General features: G+C 45.5%; 14 protein-coding genes. 12 read left to right on the forward strand and 2 right to left on the reverse strand.

What is annotated here, in order from left to right; all coding sequences use genetic code 11:
• The first annotated feature begins 106 nt into the window (after nt 1-106).
• Entirely contained in the window at nt 107-1,114 is a 1,008-nt protein-coding gene (locus QFZ48_RS23900) for an NAD(P)-dependent alcohol dehydrogenase (protein WP_429048895.1), read from the forward strand.
• Between the two features lies 1 nt (nt 1,115).
• Nucleotides 1,116-1,754, forward strand: a complete 639-nt coding sequence (locus QFZ48_RS23905; protein WP_429048893.1) for a class I SAM-dependent methyltransferase — start codon at nt 1,116-1,118, stop codon at nt 1,752-1,754.
• 108 nt (nt 1,755-1,862) lie between these two features.
• Here the strand turns inward: QFZ48_RS23905 and QFZ48_RS23910 are convergent, their stop codons facing one another.
• A complete protein-coding gene (locus tag QFZ48_RS23910) occupies nt 1,863-2,261 on the reverse strand; it encodes a winged helix-turn-helix transcriptional regulator (protein ID WP_429048891.1) in 399 nt (132 codons plus the stop codon).
• Between the two features lie 87 nt (nt 2,262-2,348).
• Between QFZ48_RS23910 and QFZ48_RS23915 the strand changes: the two genes are divergently transcribed.
• The 8 genes from QFZ48_RS23915 to QFZ48_RS23950 all read left to right on the forward strand — a co-directional run bounded on the left by QFZ48_RS23915 (nt 2,349) and on the right by QFZ48_RS23950 (nt 14,694).
• Nucleotides 2,349-3,236: an NAD(P)H-binding protein gene (locus QFZ48_RS23915; RefSeq protein WP_429048888.1), complete on the forward strand. Its 888-nt coding sequence runs from the start codon at nt 2,349-2,351 to the stop codon at nt 3,234-3,236.
• A 227-nt stretch (nt 3,237-3,463) separates the two neighbouring features.
• Complete coding sequence (locus QFZ48_RS23920; RefSeq protein ID WP_429063975.1) at nt 3,464-6,592, forward strand: SusC/RagA family TonB-linked outer membrane protein; 3,129 nt, start codon at nt 3,464-3,466, stop codon at nt 6,590-6,592.
• Nucleotides 6,593-6,622: 30 nt separating this feature from the next.
• Nucleotides 6,623-8,365: a RagB/SusD family nutrient uptake outer membrane protein gene (locus QFZ48_RS23925; RefSeq protein ID WP_429063977.1), complete on the forward strand. Its 1,743-nt coding sequence runs from the start codon at nt 6,623-6,625 to the stop codon at nt 8,363-8,365.
• 67 nt (nt 8,366-8,432) lie between these two features.
• Nucleotides 8,433-10,583, forward strand: a complete 2,151-nt coding sequence (locus tag QFZ48_RS23930; protein WP_429063978.1) for a hypothetical protein — start codon at nt 8,433-8,435, stop codon at nt 10,581-10,583.
• Nucleotides 10,584-10,609: 26 nt separating this feature from the next.
• A complete protein-coding gene (locus QFZ48_RS23935) occupies nt 10,610-11,500 on the forward strand; it encodes an aldo/keto reductase (protein ID WP_429063980.1) in 891 nt (296 codons plus the stop codon).
• A 1-nt stretch (nt 11,501) separates the two neighbouring features.
• Entirely contained in the window at nt 11,502-12,674 is a 1,173-nt protein-coding gene (locus QFZ48_RS23940; RefSeq protein WP_429063982.1) for an enolase C-terminal domain-like protein, read from the forward strand.
• A gap of 16 nt (nt 12,675-12,690) precedes the next feature.
• Entirely contained in the window at nt 12,691-14,250 is a 1,560-nt protein-coding gene (locus tag QFZ48_RS23945) for a sodium:solute symporter family transporter (RefSeq protein ID WP_429048874.1), read from the forward strand.
• A gap of 6 nt (nt 14,251-14,256) precedes the next feature.
• On the forward strand, nt 14,257-14,694 hold the full coding sequence (locus QFZ48_RS23950; protein ID WP_429063983.1) for an L-rhamnose mutarotase: 438 nt from the start codon (nt 14,257-14,259) through the stop codon (nt 14,692-14,694).
• Between the two features lie 16 nt (nt 14,695-14,710).
• Here QFZ48_RS23950 and QFZ48_RS23955 read toward each other — a convergent pair whose 3' ends face one another.
• The gene (locus QFZ48_RS23955; protein WP_429063985.1) at nt 14,711-15,589 is read right to left on the reverse strand and encodes an AraC family transcriptional regulator; all 879 of its coding nucleotides are present in this window, start codon (nt 15,587-15,589) and stop codon (nt 14,711-14,713) included.
• 153 nt (nt 15,590-15,742) lie between these two features.
• Between QFZ48_RS23955 and QFZ48_RS23960 the strand changes: the two genes are divergently transcribed.
• Nucleotides 15,743-18,058, forward strand: coding sequence for a hypothetical protein (locus QFZ48_RS23960; protein WP_429048868.1), 2,316 nt, complete (start codon nt 15,743-15,745; stop codon nt 18,056-18,058).
• Between the two features lie 81 nt (nt 18,059-18,139).
• Entirely contained in the window at nt 18,140-18,964 is an 825-nt protein-coding gene (locus tag QFZ48_RS23965) for a DUF899 domain-containing protein (RefSeq protein WP_429048866.1), read from the forward strand.
• Nucleotides 18,965-18,970 lie beyond the last annotated feature (6 nt).

An 18,970-nucleotide genomic window follows, 5' to 3' on the forward strand; every position in this document is an offset into this window, starting at 1 on the left:
ATTCCCCCGAAAATCTTCCAAAAAATAGTCGTAACTTCTTTTCACGGACCCGGATCGCGAAGAGATACTGAGGGTCCAAAACCTATAAAAACTCATCGGGCTATTTATGAAAATCAAAGCATATGGAATTAAAGGGAAAGGTGGAAAACCGGAACCATTTTTTTATGAAAGAAATGTTGGTGACAATGAGGTAAGCGTCAAAATTATTTATTGTGCTATTGCAAGAGGAGATATCCAGTTCATAAGTGATGATTGGGGCGATACGAAATTCCCACTTGTTCCTGGGCACGAAATTGTGGGAATTGTAGCAGCAACCGGGGCAAATGTAGCCACATTGAAAGTTGGAGATCGCGTTGGGATCGGTTATCAGCAGGAAGCTTGTTTTGACTGTGAGTATTGCAAAGCAGGGAACGAACAATTTTGTGAGCGGCAAAAAGTAATTGGTGTGCATTGCTATGGTGGTTTGGCGGAGCATATTGTTGTTGATAACAGGTTCGCATATAAACTTCCGCCGGCACTTCACTCGGTGAATTCAGTTCCATTGCTATCATCTGGCCTTGCTGTATATACAGGAATTATAAGAGCGCAGTTGCCAGCCAATTCTACCGTTGGTGTATTGGGCGCTGGTGGTCTTGGTTACCTGGCTATCCAGTTTTTAAATAAAATGGGACACCAGGTGTATGTATTTTCTCATTCTCCTGAAAAAAAGGAGATGATTAATCAGTTGGGAGCGGAGTTTGTGCTAAGCTCAAACGCCAATAATCTTACAACGATCGGGAAGAAATTTGATTTTATTATCTCGACACTAAATGTACAATATGATCTGAATGATTTTTTGAAGATCCTTACGCCACAGGGGAAGTTTTGCGTGGTAGCCGCGCCGTTGGAAAAGCAACCCGTTAACCTTGGCTTGCTATACGATTATGCTCAGCGAACTATTTTTGGAAATTATGTAGGTAGTTGCAAGGACATGACAGACATGTTTGATTTCGCAATAAAGCATAACATTGAGAGCGCTGTGGAGGTTATGCCGTTCTCTGAAATGAACGAAGCGATAGAAAAGGTTAGAGCAGGAAAAGGCAACATTCAGTTAGTATTGAAAAACGACGAATAAGATGAATTCACAGGAAAAAGTACTGCACTGTTACGACCAGGTAGCCGGCGACTATGCGGCGCAGCGCTGGGACGAACTGACCCACAAGCATTTTGACCGGTTGTTATTGAAGGAATTTGCAGCTGTTAACAAAGATAAAGGACCCTGTGCCGACTTTGGCTGTGGACCTGGGCAAACAACAAAATTTTTGTACGACAATGGGATGCACGATATCACCGGCATTGACTTGTCGCCGGCGATGATTAGTACTGCCCGGGAGCTTTCTCCCCATATTAAATATGAAACAGGAGACTTATTGGATATCGCTTATCCCTCAGGATTTCTGGCAAGTGCCATTGCATTTTATGCGATAGTACATTTTAATAATGACCAGGTAAGGAAGTGTTTCGACGAAATAAACAGGGTATTGAAAACGGGAGGAGACTTTTTGTTTTCCTTTCACGCAGGAGAGGAGATTGTCCATTTTGACAAAGCGCATGATAAAGAAATTGATGTTGATTTGTTCTTCTTTAAATCAGATGATATCATTGCATTACTTCATGAGACGGGTTTTAATATCATTGATGCCATAGAGAGGCGCCCGTATGATGAGGTGGAATATGCAAGCAGGCGGGCTTATATCTGGGCGCAGAAAAAATAATGTTAGAAAGTATTTTGGAACAGTGGTCGTGCTTATTTCGAATAATTCCTGATCTAATTAAAGTATCAACATGTCTTCAAGACGAATTGAATTAGCTATTACTTCCTCTCATTCTGGCGGAAAGTCCGCCATTTGCTTTGAAAACTGACCCGATAGTTCCCCTCCCTGGCTAACAGCCCATTCTGCCATTGCATAGAGCACCGGTCTTAATGCCCTGCCCGACTCCGACAGTTCGTAGGTAACATAAGGCGGCACAACGGGTCTTGGCTCCCGCAAGATTAACCCGTCATTTTCCAATTGTTTAAGGTGCTGTATCAGCACCTTTTCTGTAACTGCCGGTATTGATCTTTTCAGCTCGCTGTAGCGCTTTTTTCCCGGCAGAAGACTGAACAGGATGATGGGCTTCCAATATCCGCCAATCTTTTCCATTACAAAGGTTACCGGGCAAGCGACAAACGCATTGCTCTTGTTTTCCTGGATGACCGATGTTTCTTTTATTGCTGTCATATTATTTGATACTTACCATTGGGTAAGTACTTGTATAAAGGTAAGTACAAGTTTAGTTTTGTACAAGAATTTTAAAACAAATAAAAAATGAAAGCAACAGTAACAGGTTCCCTGGGAAATATCAGTCGTGTTCTCATAGAAAGATTGGTGGCAAGTGGTCACGAAATAAAAGTGATAAGCTCAGATTCCGGGAAGGCAAAGGAAATAGAAAAGCTGGGCGCCGTATCATTGACCGGCTCTTTAACGGATGCGGAATTTGTTTCCCGGTCGTTCGAAGACGCGGATGCGGTATATACCATGGTGCCCCCTGATTTTTCCGTCCCGGACTATTATGAATTTGCGGACCAGATACACCAGAATTATGTCCGGGCTATTGAACAGCACAATATCCGGTATGCGGTTAACCTGAGCAGCATTGGTGTTGCGGTGGCGGGCATTGCTCCGTTATCAAGGTACTATAACCTGGAACAACGGCTTAATGGCATTCCCGGGCTGAATGTTGTTCATTTACGCCCCGCCATGTTCTATACCAATTTTTACGGTGGTTTAGGGCCCGCAAAACACCAGGGCATTATCGGGCACAATGTGGGCGGAATGGTTGATCTGCTCATGACACATCCGGCAGATATTGCAGATGCAGCCTTCACTTTCTTACATTCGCTTTCTTTTTCCGGTCAGCAGATCGAATATGTTATCAGCGATATAAGAAATGGCAACGGCATAGCTGAAATGTTAGGCAGCGCGATTGACAAGCCGTTAAATTGGGTGGAGTTTCCCGATGATGCCTTGTTGGCGGGCCTGCTTCAGAACGGGTTTTCACAGGATGCTGCTGAAAATCTTATCGTGAACGCGGGAAAGGCCATCAGGGAAGGGTTGTTCGACGAATTTAAGAAAGATCAGTACGGAGTATCGGGAAGCCGGAAATTTCCCGGTTTTGCTAAAGAGTTTGCAATGGCGTATCAGTTTGCCGGTTAAAGTTTACAAGTGGAAAGGTCTTGATAGACCTTTCCACTTTACCGGCCAGTTGAGTTTTGTTTATTGACATAACAAGTAATTGTCCTCCTGCAAAAATAACATTTGTAATGGTCAAATTAAGCGTTGTACATGGCAAGGGATAGTAAGATCTTTAGGTAGACTAGAGATGTCATCAACCGAACAATGAATTGCTATTCCACAAATTTGTCACCTGTACAATTTTTTTTATGAACCAAACCAAGTCGTTACTATGGGCGATTGCGTTGCTGTGCCTGATACTGCAATCCACGCATATTTATTCCCAAAGCAAGATTAGCGTTAAAGGCGTTGTCACTGACTCTACGGGCACGCCGCTCCCCGGCGCAACTATCAGCCAGGAAGGGAACCTGAGGAACGGAACAGTGTCCGGTCCGGAGGGTCGCTTTGAAATAAACACACCTCCCGGCAGCCGTCTGAAAGTTACGATGACGGGATTTCGTACTGTCTTTGCAGTTACCGGTACTTCCCAGTTGAACATCATACTACAGCCCGTTGCCACGGAACTGACAGATGTAGTGGTGGTAGGGTATGGCACACAGAAACGTGCTAAAATGACTTCTGCTGTTTCCTCCATAAGCGCGAAGGATATACAGCTCATTCCTGCAACCAATTTATCAAATGTATTGGCAGGACGTATGTCGGGTACCTTTATCAGTTCACCCACGGGTACACCTGGTATTGGCTCCAATGTTAAAGTGAGGGCCCGCTCTTCCTTTAGTAACAGTGCCGTTGAACCGTTATATGTAATTGATGGTGTGGTGCGGGATAAAACCAGTTTCGATGCGCTGGATCCCAATGAAGTGGCGGATATCACCATTTTGAAAGATGCTTCTTCTGCAGCTATTTACGGTTCCCGCTCTTCTAACGGCGCTATCCTGGTAACAACAAAAACAGGAAAGAGTGGTACGGCAGTTATAAATTTCAACGCCACCTATAACACGCAACGGGTAGGTAAATTGCCGGAATATATGCCGGTTAAAGATGGATTGAATTTAAGCAAAGCCGTGAACGGAGGTTTAAGCGATGAGGAAATTAACTGGGTGCTTCAAAATAACCCTAACGGCGATAACTATTACAAAGCCGCTTATACCAATCCTTCCAGCCAACGTTATGCATTAAGTGTTTCAGGCGGTAATGAAAAGCTGAGAGCCTACATTGGAGGTTCTTATATTAAAGAAGATGGATTCCTGCCACAGGTATCCTACAAGAAATACAATCTCCGTGGAAACGTGCAGGCCAACCTCGTAAAAAATCTTACACTCGGTTTAAACCTGGGAACAAGTTATGGTACCCGCAACCGTTTCAACTTTACCTATGATTATGGTTCCGATGACCTGAATAATCTTTGGGGCAAGCTGCTGTACTGGGATGTATTTGCAACGCCTTATATAGATGGTAAACCAAATAACCCCGGTTGGCTGGGAAATCCTATAGAGATGATGAGAAACGGGGGCTACTGGCGTAACAACAACCAGCAAATAGATGCGTTGGTGACTGCCGAGTACAAAATACCCACGGTAGAAGGACTGAGCATAAAAGGTACCTACAGCAAAAACTTCGACAACAGCTATATAAAAACCTTTGCCAAAAAACAAACACTGTACAATTTTAAGAAAACAGGTCCCAATGGTTTGATTTATACGAATGAATTGGTGGGTACTACTTTAAGTGGCGATCCCGGCACCCAGTATTTAGGCAATGAATATAATAAATCCAATACTTACCAGCTAAATGCACAGGTTAATTACGACGGTACATTTGGAAAACATACGATTGGCGCACTGGCTGTTTACGAGCAATACGAGGGCTACTCGAATTATTTCAGCATGTACCGGTATAATTTTCCGCTCGTTGCCACAGATCAGTTTTTATATACCAGCGCCAACAACGCCGATTGGTCAACAAGTGGTAACGAAGGTCAGATTGGAAGGCTATCCTATATCGGAAGGATTAATTACGACTATGATGCCAAATACCTTTTCAGCGCATCTGTACGGAGAGACGGTTCTACCAACTTTGCACCGGATAAGCGCTGGGGATGGTTTCCATCGGTGTCCGGAGGTTGGGTGATTTCAAAGGAAGGATTTTTCCAGTCATCAACACTTGGCCATGCAGTTGATTTCTTAAAGTTGAGAGCATCCTACGCTACCACCGGTAATGATATCCTGGATAAGGATGATCCAAACAGCAGATGGAGATGGATGGAGCAATATATTATACAAGGAGGCACCTATTTCCTTGGCGCTTCCGGTACCCCGGCATCACGCCTGGCATATGGCGGATTACCTAACAGCAACTTAACCTGGGAAAAATCAAATTCCGCAGGCTTCGGTGTAGATGCAACGGTATTCAGAAATGTACGCTTCAGCTTCGATTACTGGAAACGTCAATCCTATGATATATTAGGCAGCCGGATCCTGGCTATTCCTTACGAGTTTGGCGCATCATTGCCTCCTGAGAATTATGGAAAAGTTAGTTCCCATGGTATTGAAGTAGAGCTTGGCTACAGCAATAACATCGGCAAAAACTTCAGCTACAATGTAAAAGGGGTGTTCACCTATGCTACCAACAAGGCTATAAAAAGAGATGTGGCAGCCAATACGCAGGACTATGCTAACCCCATCGGGAAAACGCTGGCGTATAGCTATGGTTACAAGGCATTGGGTGTAATACGCACACAGGAGGATTTGAATAAGCTGCCAAGCGGTTATACCATTAATGGAGTAGCCCCAGCCTTGGGAGATATGCTGCTGGCCGATTTGAGTGGCCCGGATGGAAAACCGGATAATAAGGTAGATAGCTACGACCAAATGGTGCTGGGCAATTATTTTGGAGCCGACAATGCCCCCATGGCCTACGGATTGAATCTTTCACTGTCGTATAAAGGATTTACGGTAGAAGCATTATTTTCCGGCCTCACAGGATATAAAATAAGTTACAATGACGCCTGGGGCAGGAATTTCGGCGGTGGCGGAAAAGTGCCACAATACCACGCTGATTCCTGGAGCACCGAAAATCCTAATGGTTCTACTCCCAAAATGTACCCATGGGGAGATCCTCATTCTGCCGGTTATACATGGACCTCCACATTCAACGTATATAATGGCGGCTTTTTACGGATGAAATACCTGAACATCAACTATAAATTGCCTGATATCGTATTGAATAAATTAGCGATTAAAGATACCAGGATTTTCCTGGCAGGATCAAACCTGTTTAATGTCAGCAAATTTAAATTGTATGATCCTGAAGTGTCTCAATTCATGAGTTATCCAACTATGAGAACTTTTACCGCAGGAATTGATATAAGGTTATAGAAAAGCATGTTCAAATTAAAAAACAAGAAAATGAAGCATAAGTTAAATATAGCAGTACTCCTTTTTTTCGTTCCTTTTTTATTTGTGAGCTGCAATAAAGTACTTGACAAAACGAATCTCTCTGCAGTTGGTCCGGACCAGGTATGGTCGGATGTAAATATTGCCACCGCCTATTTAAATCAGATCTATTCAGCGCTGATGCCAGGCAATCCTTACGGCAGCGGCAACAACACCGACGAAGGCGTACCTTATCAGAAACAGACAAATGAATGGTTCAGGGGCACCGCTACCTTCGACTCACAAAACAGTTTTAGTACTTATAATAATATTCGAACTATCAATATTTTGTTGGGTAATATCGATAAAGCTACCTTCAGCCAGGCGGATAAGGATAAAATTAAAGGACAGGCGTTATTCTGGAGGGCCTGGGCTTATCAGAACCTCGTGAGCACATACGGCGGCGTACCGCTGATATTGGAAGCACAGCTGCCTACTTCTGATTTAACTACACTGCAGAAACCCCGTAATAAAACTTCAGAATGTGTAACACAGATTTTAAAAGATATAGATGACGCCCTCGCATTACTGCCCGACGCTTTTACTGATGATGATATGGGCCGGATAGATAAAGGAGTGGCCCTCGCCTTTAAAGGAAGAGTATTGTTGTTTTATGCCAGCCCGTTGTTTAATGGTTTGGCAGGCGTTGCCACCTGGCAAAAAGCATTCGATGCTAATAAAGCGGCCAAAGAATTCCTGGATGCACGTGGTAAAGGGTTATATAGTCCTTACAGTAAAATATGGGATGATGAGCTAAACAAAGAAGTGGTAATGGTCCACCGGTTCAACTACCCGCAGGCCACTTATTTCCAGGGCGGTTTAATTCCCCTGGATTGGTCTAAGGATGATGTAGGTTACGACAGGCCTTCCCTGGAACTGGTGAATGCCTTTCCCATGAAGGATGGCTCGGCCTGGGAATCACAATCGAGAAGCTACGATACACTGTTTTTTAACAGGGATGACCGGTTTTATGCCAATATTTATTACAACGGAGCTCCTAATCAATATTTAAAGGGAATGCGTGACAGTAAAACCTACCTGTGGACGTATTTTACCTCAATAACGAATTATAACGGTGGTACCGGGCTGGAAGGCGTTCATAATGCAATAACACTGGATCCTTTATGGTCTAACTCCAGTTTTTACCGTATAAAAGCGGTTGATAAAACCCTTGACAAAGGCACTGTTTACAATGCAGGCGTCGACTGGGTTGAAATCCGTTATGCTGAAGTATTAATGAATTACGGAGAATGCGCTAATGAAACAGGTAATACTGCTGCAGCACTCGACGTGTTAAAACAGATCAGGACCCGTGCAGGCGTGCTGCCAGGCATCGCCGGTAATTATGGTATTACAGCCGTGTTGCAGCCCGACATACGCAAGGCATATCAAAAAGAACGGTTTGTTGAGTTTTGTTTTGAAGGTAAACGTTTGAATGACCTGCGCCGCTGGAAGATGTTTGGTTACCTGAGAAGCCTTACTCAACGTCATGGAATCGCCGTATTGCTGAAAACAGGACAATCGGATGTAAGCCCGATGTCGGATATAAACACAGTGTGGAATAAATTTACTTCTACTGTTATTCCAACAGATGCTGTTGATATAGCTATTAAAGATCAGTACTATATTTATGGCATTCCTAAAGCAGTGTTGGATAGAAACCCATTGTTAAAACAAAACAATAACTGGGGTGGCGACTTTGATCCCCTGCAATAGCAATTGAATGAAAGAAAATAAGCGTAACAGGAAGTATTTAACGGCCGGGATAATAATTTGTACATTATTGGGTTTTAACAGGCATGCAGGCGCACAGCACATAGCGTTTACAACCAGGTATTCGTCTGTTAGCATCAATAAAAGCGGATTTATTACCAGTATCAGGGATAAACAAACAAGCAGGGAATACAATCCCCGGGGACTAAGCTCACCATTACTGGCGCTGGAGAAAGAAGGAAAGAATATTTATCCGGTCAGTGCAAAACTACAGGGGAAACAGTTAAAGCTGACTTATCCCAACGGTACAATTGCTACGTTAAAGATCGACCAGAAAAACGACTACCTGCGTTTTGAACTGTTGTCGTTGTTACCACGAAATGGCGTTGACAATGTGATATGGGGACCTTATAAAACCAATATCTCCAAAACCATCGGCGAAATACTGTCAGTAGTAAGAAGTGAAAATTTTGCCATTGGCATACTGGCGCTTAACGACAATACTACCAGCGGTCCGCCCTGTAATGGCGATATGTATCAGTCCTGTTATATCATTCATTCGCCTGACCCGGTGAAGTACCCGCTGCCGGCAAATCTACAGGAAGGTCAACGGTTCCGTATCGGTGGAGATGGCATTAATGATGTGGCATTTTATTCTCACCCGGAAGAGTATTACCGGTATATGAATGGTAATGGCGCCAGCCTGGAGCCGGACTTCGGATCGTCTATCGTATTACACTCGCGCGACCGGAAGAAGCCATACACCATTTTTTATCCGCATTTTAATGATTTCCCCGGGGTTAAATCGCCCCGGCATATGGAGCTGACGCCGGTTGATGTAGACTATATCGGTTCTGCCATCGCCTTTTATGCCTGCCCTGATTCACTTGGATTGCGGACAATTGAACAGATTGTAAAAAATGAAGGCTTGCCCTATATTACCCGGAATGGAAAGTGGGTAAAAGATCCGTCCAATTATCAAACGGATATCGCCTGGTGGGGGCCGCACGACAGCCTGGTTTCCTATGCCGGGCAGCTGGGGCTGAAAGCTGTTCAGGATGAGGGTTTGGGAGAATATTATACGAATCCGGCCAACCGGTGGGCCGATAAAAAAGTGACGCTCAACCAGCAAAAAAGGCCTATCAGTGACTTAACCGCCTTAACCAACAAAGAAGGTGTTGCCTATGGATTGCATACGCTCACGGAATTTATTCAGCCATTTAGCAGCGATGTGCATCCGGTGCCTAACGATGGCTTGTGTACCGTGTTAAAAACCCATATCACCAAAAGGATTAGTGCAAATGATACATTGATACAGGTGGCGGACACCAGTTATCTGAACGAATTTGGCGGTTGGGACGACAACAAGGTGAATGTGTTAAAGATCGGGAAAGAGCTGATCCGGTATAAAGGCGTTACCACCACCAAACCCTATACACTTACCGGTGTAGAACGCGGCGCCCTTAAAACCAATGCCGCCGCGCATAACGCCGGGGATCAACTGGCCAAACTCCAGGTAAACTGTTATGGTGGATTTATCCCCGATATTACGCTGCAGGATGATTATGCGGCCTATTACGCCCGCCTGCTGCACGACGGAGGGATGAACTATATCGACTTTGACGGCTTCGAAAGTTTTACTTACCAGGGACATGGACAATACTCTTTCAAACGTTTTATGAGAGGCATGTTTGACCACCTTAAAGAAATGAATGTGCCGTACGTGAGAGTGATGGGATCCTGCGTTTTTGAAGGAAACTGGCACTACATGAGCGTATGCAATGTAGGGGGTGGTAATAATATGTTTGATCCGGTAAATAATAAATGGGGAATTGAAGGGAAAGACATACGTTATTCTTTCAACGGCAGTTATTTTCCCGCTACTTTTGGGATACAGAATCTGCAGCGTGACTGGACGATACAGGTAGTAGAGAATCTCCAGTGTAAATCCATTGCCTGGGAGGCTACCTATATGCTGGGGTTAAGCCAGGATGCTGTAGAGAAAAGAACCGACAAGCAGGCGATATTCAAAGCTTTCCGGACCTGGGAAAACGCAAAGAATGCCGGTGCATTTGGAGACGCATTGAAAAAAGAAATGCAGGAAGAAAAAAATGTTTATCACCTGGAACAATTGGATGATAATACCTGGAAACTTTACAAGGTAGCGCCAGATGGTGTTTTGGGCAGCCCGGAAATATTGAAGCGCAGCAAAGCAGGTTGATAACAGTTTATTTTACTTATTTGTTTATGGTCAGCGAACGTTTGGTGCTTGGTACTGCCGGATTAGGCGGTGTTTGGGGAAAGGTTGATCCACATCAATCTGTATTAACAATTTTATCCGCACTCGAATCGGGTATAATCGCTATTGATACCGCTCCGGCTTATGGAGATGCGGAGTGCTATCTTGGTCAGGCATTACAGCAATGGGATGGGAAAATACCTGTGATCAGTTCCAAAGTGGGGCGACTCAAATCTTACGCCGCCGACGAAGCCTGTTACGATTATTCAGACAGGACAATGGCGGAAAGCCTGGAGAACAGTCTCCGTACTATCGGTATCTCTTCTCTCGATATCCTGTTTTTACATGATCCTCATGCGATTCCCGAAATGGACGCGAAGCGGATCATTAACAGGCTGATAGCGTTCAGGGAACAGGGATTGGCAAAACGGTTAGGCGTAGGAGGTAATTGGCCTTCCTGGCTGAAAGCATACCTGGATGCCGGCGTTTTTGATGTGGTGATGGAGTTTAACCGTCTTAATGCCTCAAATGTAACCTCACTTGGGGATTCACTGCCTTACTGCCTATCCCGTAACATACAATATTATGCTGCCAGTCCGCTGAACATGGGACTGCTGGGGCGATGTATAGGGTCGTTTAAACAAATGCGCCCCGAATGGCTGCCCGAAGAGGCACTGAAGATGGCCATAGAACTGGAACAAATAGCGGAAAAACACCGTCTTTCCCTATCAGCTATGGCGCATAGGTTCCTCCTGTCTTTACCCTATGATTTTAATATTGTATTGGGACCATCCAATACAGGAGAACTGGTGGCCAGTATTGAAAATTTTAACCAGGGTAAACTACCGGACGCCATCCGGACAGAAATTTTGAATTGCAGTAACGGTAAAAGAAGTTAAGATGTGTAATATCGATCACGAGATCTTTAATATCCGGAGTATACAAATAAGGGAATTAGCCCCGGTGCAGGTGGTTACTCCATTGCAGGACGCCACTATGGGACCGTTTCATGCTTTTGGAATGTCCATGATCACCATTGAAGATGAAAATCACAATATTGGTGAAGCACCGGTGTACAGCAGTTATACCAATATCCTGGAAGCATGCCTCGTGCCTCATTTGCTGTATTCCAATAACCTTTCCTACAGCCAGTTATATTCCAGGTTATACTGGTCTATCCGCAACGAGGGCTTCAGAGGCCCTGCATCTGCGCTGTTGGGACAGGTGGATATGGCATTGCACGACCTGGCTACCCGCCGGCTCGGCGTCCCATTGCATAAATATATGGGCGCCGGCCGGAATGAGGTAAAGGTATATGGCAGCGGAGGAGGCACCAACTATAGTTATGAGCAACTGGAAAAAGAGGTTACCTATTTTACCACAGCAGGGGTAGATTGTTATAAGATGAAGGTGGGTAAGGATTTTGGCATGAACATGAAGGAAGATGTAAAGCGTGTGAAGTTTGTACGTAATCTCCTGGGAAAAAATGTCAGGCTCGCCGTGGACGCCAACCAGATCTGGAGTTGTGATCAGGCGCTCCGGTTTATAGATCAGACAGCCGGGGAAAACCTGGCCTGGTTTGAAGAACCTACGCATTCAGCATCTTTTGACCAGATTGAAGCGCTGTGTAAACAAACGCCTTTGAAAATAGCTTTTGGAGAATCGGAACGGACGGCAAGAGTATTTCCTACGTTGGTAAACATCGGCGTAAGCCATTTGCAGCCGGTACCCGGTCATTTAGCCGGCGTGAAAGAATGGATGGCGGTGAGAGACCTGGCAGCCAAACATAAGATTGATTTTTCTTCCGGCGGATATTCATTGTTTACAGCTTCCCTGATGGCTACTGCGTCTGAACCATGTGAAGTGGAGTACATGTATTCAATTATGTCGGGACTGGAAACGTATTTCGATGTAAAACCGGCATGGAGCAACGGGAAGTTTTTCCTGCCGGAGATGCCTGGTTTGCCTGTCAGGATAAATTGGGGCCACTGTGAAAGCACCGGTCAACTGACCAGGACAAGGATATGGGATAAAAAGAACGTCGGTGAATACAAGCCGATCGTATCTTTGTGATCCTTAAGCATTTTCTGTGAAGATAATATTAACTGGAATTGATTATCTCGTCCTTGTCGTCTATGTAATCGCTTTATTCGCCTTTGGTTTTTACCTTAAATCTTCCCGGTCACAATCGGGTGGAGATATTTTTTTAGGCAGGCGTTCTTTGAAATGGTGGCAGATCGGCTTTTCCATGTTCAGTGCCAACGTAGGCCCGATGATGTTGATAGGCTTATCCAGCCTGGGTTTTTCGCAGGGGGTGGTGGGAGGCAATTTTGAGTGGCTGGCATGGATATTTCTGATGTTGTTGTCTGTATTTTTTATTCCACGTTATATTTCGTCAGGGATCAGCACTATTCCGCAATTCCTGCTTTTACGTTATGGCCGCAGGTCCTATAATTTCCTGGTAGTTTACAGCCTGGTGTCTATATTGTTTGTATGGCTTGGCAGTGCACTGTATGCGGGTGGCCTGGTTATCTCTGAAATTTTCCAATGTTCCCTGCTGGAAGCAGTAGTGTTGACAACCCTCATTTCCACCAGCTATACTGCTATCGGGGGGCTAAAGGCAGTGGTAAGGACCGGCGTTTTCCAGTCGGTGATCATTATTGTTTCTTCCCTGATACTAACGGTATTGGCTATAGGGAAAATTGGTCATGTGGAAGATGCGGCCAAAGCAATCCCTCCCGACTATTGGAAGTTGTTTCATGCCAGGTCCGATCCCGAATATTCCTGGCTCGCTATTGTGGCAGGGTATCCTGTAGTAGCCGTTTACTACTGGTGTGCAGATCAGACGATCGTGCAAAAGGTGTTGGCGGCTAAGACTGTCAAAGAGGGACAACGCGGCATTCTTTTCCTGGCGGCGCTCAAAGTGATTACGCCATTTATTTTTGTATTGCCTGGTATTATTTGTTTTTTATTATACAGAGATATTACCACGCCGGATAAATCTTACATTACGCTCGTCAAAAACCTGATGCCCGCCGGGCTTCGCGGACTCTGTATAGCGGCCCTTATTGCTTCCCTGATCGATACCGTTTCTTCAGGGCTGAATTCTTTCAGTACTGTTTTTACATTGGATGTGGTTACGCAGTTTGTAACATTGAAAGAAAAGGATAAAACAAGGGTGGGGAGATGGATGACCGCCGCTGGCGCTTTTTTGGGAGGAGGTATCGCTGTATTATTTTCTTACTCTGATAAAAGCCTGTTTGAATTAACACAGGGACTTGTGTCTATACTGGCGCCACCACTATCGGTTGTTTTTTTAGCCGGCATATTCTGGAAACGTACCCACCGGGTGGGAGCAGAAACAGTATTGTTTGGCGGCGGATTTCTTTGCCTGGTAATGGGCGTTTGTTACGTATTGAACTATCCGTATAAAGGATTCTGGCCGCATTTCCTGCTACTGTCTGTCTATATCTTTATTTTCCTGGTGATTTTAATGGGGGTGATAACGATGGTTTTTAAGTCGCCCGAAAAAAATCACGTATCATTTACCTTTCCGGATAACGCCGGCTCGGGCATGGATAAATGGCTATGGGCAGGCTGGGGAGCACTGGCTTTAATAATGATCACGATCTATATAGTATTAAACTAACGAATCATGAATAAAATATTACCCGCTGTTTTGTGCAGGATATTACTGTTGACTGCCGTAGTTATATTTACAGCCTGTAATGCATCCCCAAAAGAAGCGGAGCTGCAGGAGCATGTATTTGTGGTGAATATTGTACATGATCCGCAGAAGCTGAAAGCCTATCTCGACTATCATCAGCATATATGGCCGGAAGTGGAAGCAGGCTTTAAGAAAGCAGGCTACCGGAAAATAACGCTTTACCGGTACGACTATCTGTTGGTAATGACCATCAGTGTGCCTGCCGGAGCAGATCTCGGGCAAATGGGAAAAACGGCTGAATCTTATGATAAGCGTTGCGCGGAATGGAACCGGTTAATGGATGGTTATCAGACCGGCGTTGCCGGCGCCGGGCAGCATGAAAAATGGGTGGAGGTATTACCTTTTTACCGGTTCACAAAAGAGTGATTAAAGGTTTTGGGCGCTAATGCCATTTTTTCTCTTTGTCTTCGTATTGCCTGACGAAGTCCCTGGGTGACAATCCTTTGATTTCCTTAAAGTGTTTATTAAAATTTGAGATGTTATTATAGCCACTATTATAACAGGCTTCTGCTACGTTGTGATGTCCTTCCAGTAAAAGTTTGGCGGAATGCCCGATGCGTACTTCCTTTACAAAGTCGATCAGCGTACGGTTGGTGTTGCGTTTAAAAAAGCGGCAGAAAGCTGCCGACGACATGGGAATAAGATCAGCTACGTCCTGTAGTACGATGTCGTCTTTGAAATTTTGAAAGATGTAATCGAATACTTTGTTGATTTTTTTTGCTTCTCCGGAGCTTTCAACGGTGTTGTAGTAAGGAGATGATAATACTACTGATGATTCGGATTGTGCGAGCACGTCCAGCAGGCGGATCATCAGTGCCACCCTGCTTAAGCCCGACACATAGAGCATCTGGTGCATGATCATTTTGGCATCGCGGAGGGTGTTGCCTGTAAATAGTACGCCTTTTGCCGCCTTGGCGAAAAGCAGGTTCAATTGTTTTGCTTCCGGCTTTTCAAGCAGCTCCTTTCCGAGGAAATCAGGAAAGAAATGAATAACCACCGCCTGGGTGGGGATAAGCGGATCTGCCGCCTTGTAATATTGCCAGCAATGTGGCAGGTAACTGCCCAGCAATACCAGCTCCGGCCCGTCGAAATCCTGAATATGATCGCCGATAAACCGTTTGCCACTACAGTTTTCCAGCAGCGCAATCTCAAAATTAACATGCGATTTTAAGGCAGTATATTTTTTTATTTCAAGAATCTCTGACCTTACCGTAAATGACTGGTCCGGCGGAAATGTAAAATTCTCGTATATGTATTGCATCGGATTGTAGGTCTGGTTGTGTGTTACAGGCAATCCAAAGATAATAAAATACGCGGGAAGTTAAAGGCGGCAAAAATAGTAGCCGTAATTGCCAAATTAAAGGTTGGGTTCATATAAAGGGAATCAGACCTTTAGCTGCATTAAACAGCAAATATGTATCGCATTAAAATAAAGTATTTCCTATTGTTCCTGGTGGCCGTTGTCACATCAAACAGCACTTTTTCGCAGTTCCGGGATCCGCAGGTCAACAGGATGCTGCAACAGGTATATGGATCGGTTGCTTTTTTGCAAAGACAATATAATGGCACCAACCTGATAGCGGAAAACGTTTTTCGTTTGAAAGAGGCGCCGGATAACTGGCAACTGGCGCTGAAAGTGAGCCCGGTGAAGGAATACAGCGATGCAATTGATGTGGTGGCAACTTTCAGGCTGACAGCCGGACAGGTAAACGCTGCAACCGTAGCGATGAAATTTGACTTCAGCAACTGGAGCCCCGCCAATTATGTACTGGTGCCGGCTTCGCTTTATAACGGCAACCGCTATCGCGCTATAGGGAATGGTTATAATCCCGACTATCCGCGTGATATGTATTATAACCCGCAGGTGCCGCTAACGATTTCAAATAATCCCCGTTTGTCGATAGAAAATGATCAGGCTTCCCTGGTAGAATTGCAAACAGGTAGTATGGCCACTCCCGCCGTTTGTTTTTTTTCTCCGGCTGAACAAATGGGCTTTATCCTATTAACAACGCAACAAACAAAATGGGGAAACAACGGGGTTACCATCACCGAGAGTGCTCATAAAGACCATTTTTCTTTTGACCTATCAGCACCCGCCATGCGTAAGCTGGCTGCCGGCTTCGGCGACTTTCACCTGAGCGGTGATAAGGCGCCGGACTGGAAGGCCGGCGACGAAGTATCGCTGCGTTTCCGGTTGTATGTGTTTAAGGCGCCAGATATCCCGGCTTTGCTCACTAAATTTTTTAAAGTAAGAAAAGATATCCCGGACCATGCTGCTCCCCGGAACCTGGTACCGATGAGCAAGTTACTGGAACTGGGAACAGGCATATGCAGCAGTAATTTTACGCAGCAGCAGGCCGGCAATTATTATAAACCGGAGAACAGCAACGATTTTCAGCTGGGATGGGTGAGCGGCATGATCAACACCTATCCGATGCTATCGCTGAACGACGAAAAGGAACGCAAAAGAGTCTGTGAGGAACTTGATTTTGTAGTTCACAGATTGCAGGGTAAAAGCGGTTATTTTTACGGCGGCATAAAAGCAAACGGAGAAATCACAGGAGAGAAGATGTCACGGGATTTCCCGGAAGTGCAGGCACTGGTGCGGAAGAACGGGGATGCCTTGTTTTGGTTGATGAAGCATTTGTTGTTGTTCAGGGAAAGCGGGCATGCTGCCATGATAAACAAAGATTGGGAAGAGGCAGCAAAAAGACTGGCTGGCGCATTTGTAAAAACCTGGCAGAAGCATGGTCAGTTTGGCCAGTATATAGCGCCTGAAACAGGAGAGGTGGCAGTATTTAATTCTACTGCGGGCGCCATCGTCCCGGCTGGCATGGCCCTGGCAGCGAACTATTTTAACAGGGCCGACTGGCTGCAAACAGCAGCAGCATCTGCGGATTATTATTACCGCCGCGATGTAGCAGGGCAGGGGCTTACAGGTGGCGATTGCGGGGATATTTCGCAGGATGCCAATTCAGAATCGGCTTTTGGATTCCTGGAGTCTTTAATGGCATTATATAAATATACCGGAGATCACAAGTGGCTGTCGATGGCCGAAGTACAGGCAGCCCTCTGCTCCAGCTGGACCCTGTCTTATGCACCGGTTTTTCCTCCGTCGAGTACCATCGGGAAATTACAGGCCAATATGACGGGGGCTGTTTGGGCCAGCATTCAAAATAAACATGCCGCACCGGGCATCTGTACTTCCTCCGGCGACTATCTTTTTAAATTGTTCCGGGCTACCGGAAAATCATTGTATGCAGATTTGATCAGGGATATCCAGCACGCACACACGGAGGCGGTTAATATGCCAGGCCATATTACCAGCAATTACCTGGTGGGATCCTCTATGGAGCGCATTCAGCCAGGAGATGCAGAAGGGAAGGAGAGCACCGGGAATTTTATATACACCCGCAATTCCTGGACAGAAACCAACGGAATGCTGATGGCACTTGAACTACCAGGTATTTATGTGATCAGCGACAAATCAAAATGCTATGTTTTTGACCACGTGGAGACGACAATTATTAAGAAAGATAATAAAGGACTGGTGATCCTGTTGCATAATCCAACGGCTTATGATGCCAGTGTGACCGTTATGTCGGAAACCAGCCTGGAAGCAAAGCAACCTATGGGTTATACGGCCTTCCTCCGTTGGCCAAAAGTACTGGTGAAGGCTGGTGGCAAAGCGAGGGTGTCTATTTCAGGAAAAGAGGTAAGATGCCTGTAAAGCATACGATACCAAATAGCTACTAACCTGAACAAAAGCCACGTGATAAGAGTTAGTATATTTTAAATAAATAAAAACGTTATGGAGCCCAATATTAAAAACCATCCCGTGGTTTCGGAAGAAGAATGGCTGAAAGCCCGGATCGAACTGCTAAAGGCCGAAAAGGAGCTTACGAGGCATAGTGATGAGGTAGCGCGGCGCCGTCAGGAGTTGCCGTGGGTGAAGGTAGACAAAGCATATAGCTTTGATACAGATAATGGGAAAGCCTCGCTCGCTGATCTCTTTTGCGGGCGGTCACAACTGCTTATTTATCATTTCATGTTTGGGCCGGAGTATGAGGCCGGGTGCCCGTCGTGCTCGTCGATTGCAGACGATTTTAATGGTTTCGCAGTTCACCTGGCTAACCACGACGTGATGCTCATTGCCGTGTCGCGGGCTCCGCTGGCAAAGTTGCAGGCGTACAAGCAGCGGATGGGCTGGCATTTTCCCTGGGCCTCGTCCCTGGAAAGTGATTTCAACTACGATTTCAAGGTGTCATTCACCGCGGAGCAGCAACGTTCGGGCGCCGTAGCGTACAACTATCGCACAGGGAACGTGACCTCCCGTGCCAATGAAATTGAAGCATTTCAGGAAGCGCCGGAAGCCGGAAAGCGGATTGCTGCGACCGTAGGCACAGATTGGGCTACGTATACCCGTGAGGCGCCCGGTATGAGCGCCTTTGTGTTGAGGGATGGGGTGGTTTACCACACGTACTCAACATATGAGCGCGGACTGGACGGGCTTTGGGGCATGTACCAATGGCTGGACCGGGCGCCGCTGGGCCGCAATGAAACCGGGAATACCATGTGGTTCCGCCGTCATGATGAGTACGGGGATAAGGAGAAAGGAGGCAGCTGCTGTTCTTAAATTAAT

Source organism: Chitinophaga sp. W2I13, from assembly GCF_050434005.1.
In the GTDB taxonomy this organism is placed as follows: Bacteria; Bacteroidota; Bacteroidia; order Chitinophagales; family Chitinophagaceae; genus Chitinophaga.

What these genes read in the sequence shown, in the direction of transcription:
- QFZ48_RS23925 (WP_429063977.1), top strand. Translation starts at nt 6,623, where the DNA reads ATGAAGCATAAGTTAAATATAGCAGTACTCCTTTTTTTCGTTCCTTTT.
- QFZ48_RS23935 (WP_429063980.1), top strand. Translation starts at nt 10,610, where the DNA reads ATGGTCAGCGAACGTTTGGTGCTTGGTACTGCCGGATTAGGCGGTGTT.
- QFZ48_RS23955 (WP_429063985.1), bottom strand. Translation starts at nt 15,589, where the DNA reads ATGCAATACATATACGAGAATTTTACATTTCCGCCGGACCAGTCATTT.
- QFZ48_RS23900 (WP_429048895.1), top strand. Translation starts at nt 107, where the DNA reads ATGAAAATCAAAGCATATGGAATTAAAGGGAAAGGTGGAAAACCGGAA.
- QFZ48_RS23965 (WP_429048866.1), top strand. Translation starts at nt 18,140, where the DNA reads ATGGAGCCCAATATTAAAAACCATCCCGTGGTTTCGGAAGAAGAATGG.
- QFZ48_RS23910 (WP_429048891.1), bottom strand. Translation starts at nt 2,261, where the DNA reads ATGACAGCAATAAAAGAAACATCGGTCATCCAGGAAAACAAGAGCAAT.
- QFZ48_RS23915 (WP_429048888.1), top strand. Translation starts at nt 2,349, where the DNA reads ATGAAAGCAACAGTAACAGGTTCCCTGGGAAATATCAGTCGTGTTCTC.
- QFZ48_RS23905 (WP_429048893.1), top strand. Translation starts at nt 1,116, where the DNA reads ATGAATTCACAGGAAAAAGTACTGCACTGTTACGACCAGGTAGCCGGC.
- QFZ48_RS23950 (WP_429063983.1), top strand. Translation starts at nt 14,257, where the DNA reads ATGAATAAAATATTACCCGCTGTTTTGTGCAGGATATTACTGTTGACT.
- QFZ48_RS23920 (WP_429063975.1), top strand. Translation starts at nt 3,464, where the DNA reads ATGAACCAAACCAAGTCGTTACTATGGGCGATTGCGTTGCTGTGCCTG.
- QFZ48_RS23960 (WP_429048868.1), top strand. Translation starts at nt 15,743, where the DNA reads ATGTATCGCATTAAAATAAAGTATTTCCTATTGTTCCTGGTGGCCGTT.
- QFZ48_RS23940 (WP_429063982.1), top strand. Translation starts at nt 11,502, where the DNA reads ATGTGTAATATCGATCACGAGATCTTTAATATCCGGAGTATACAAATA.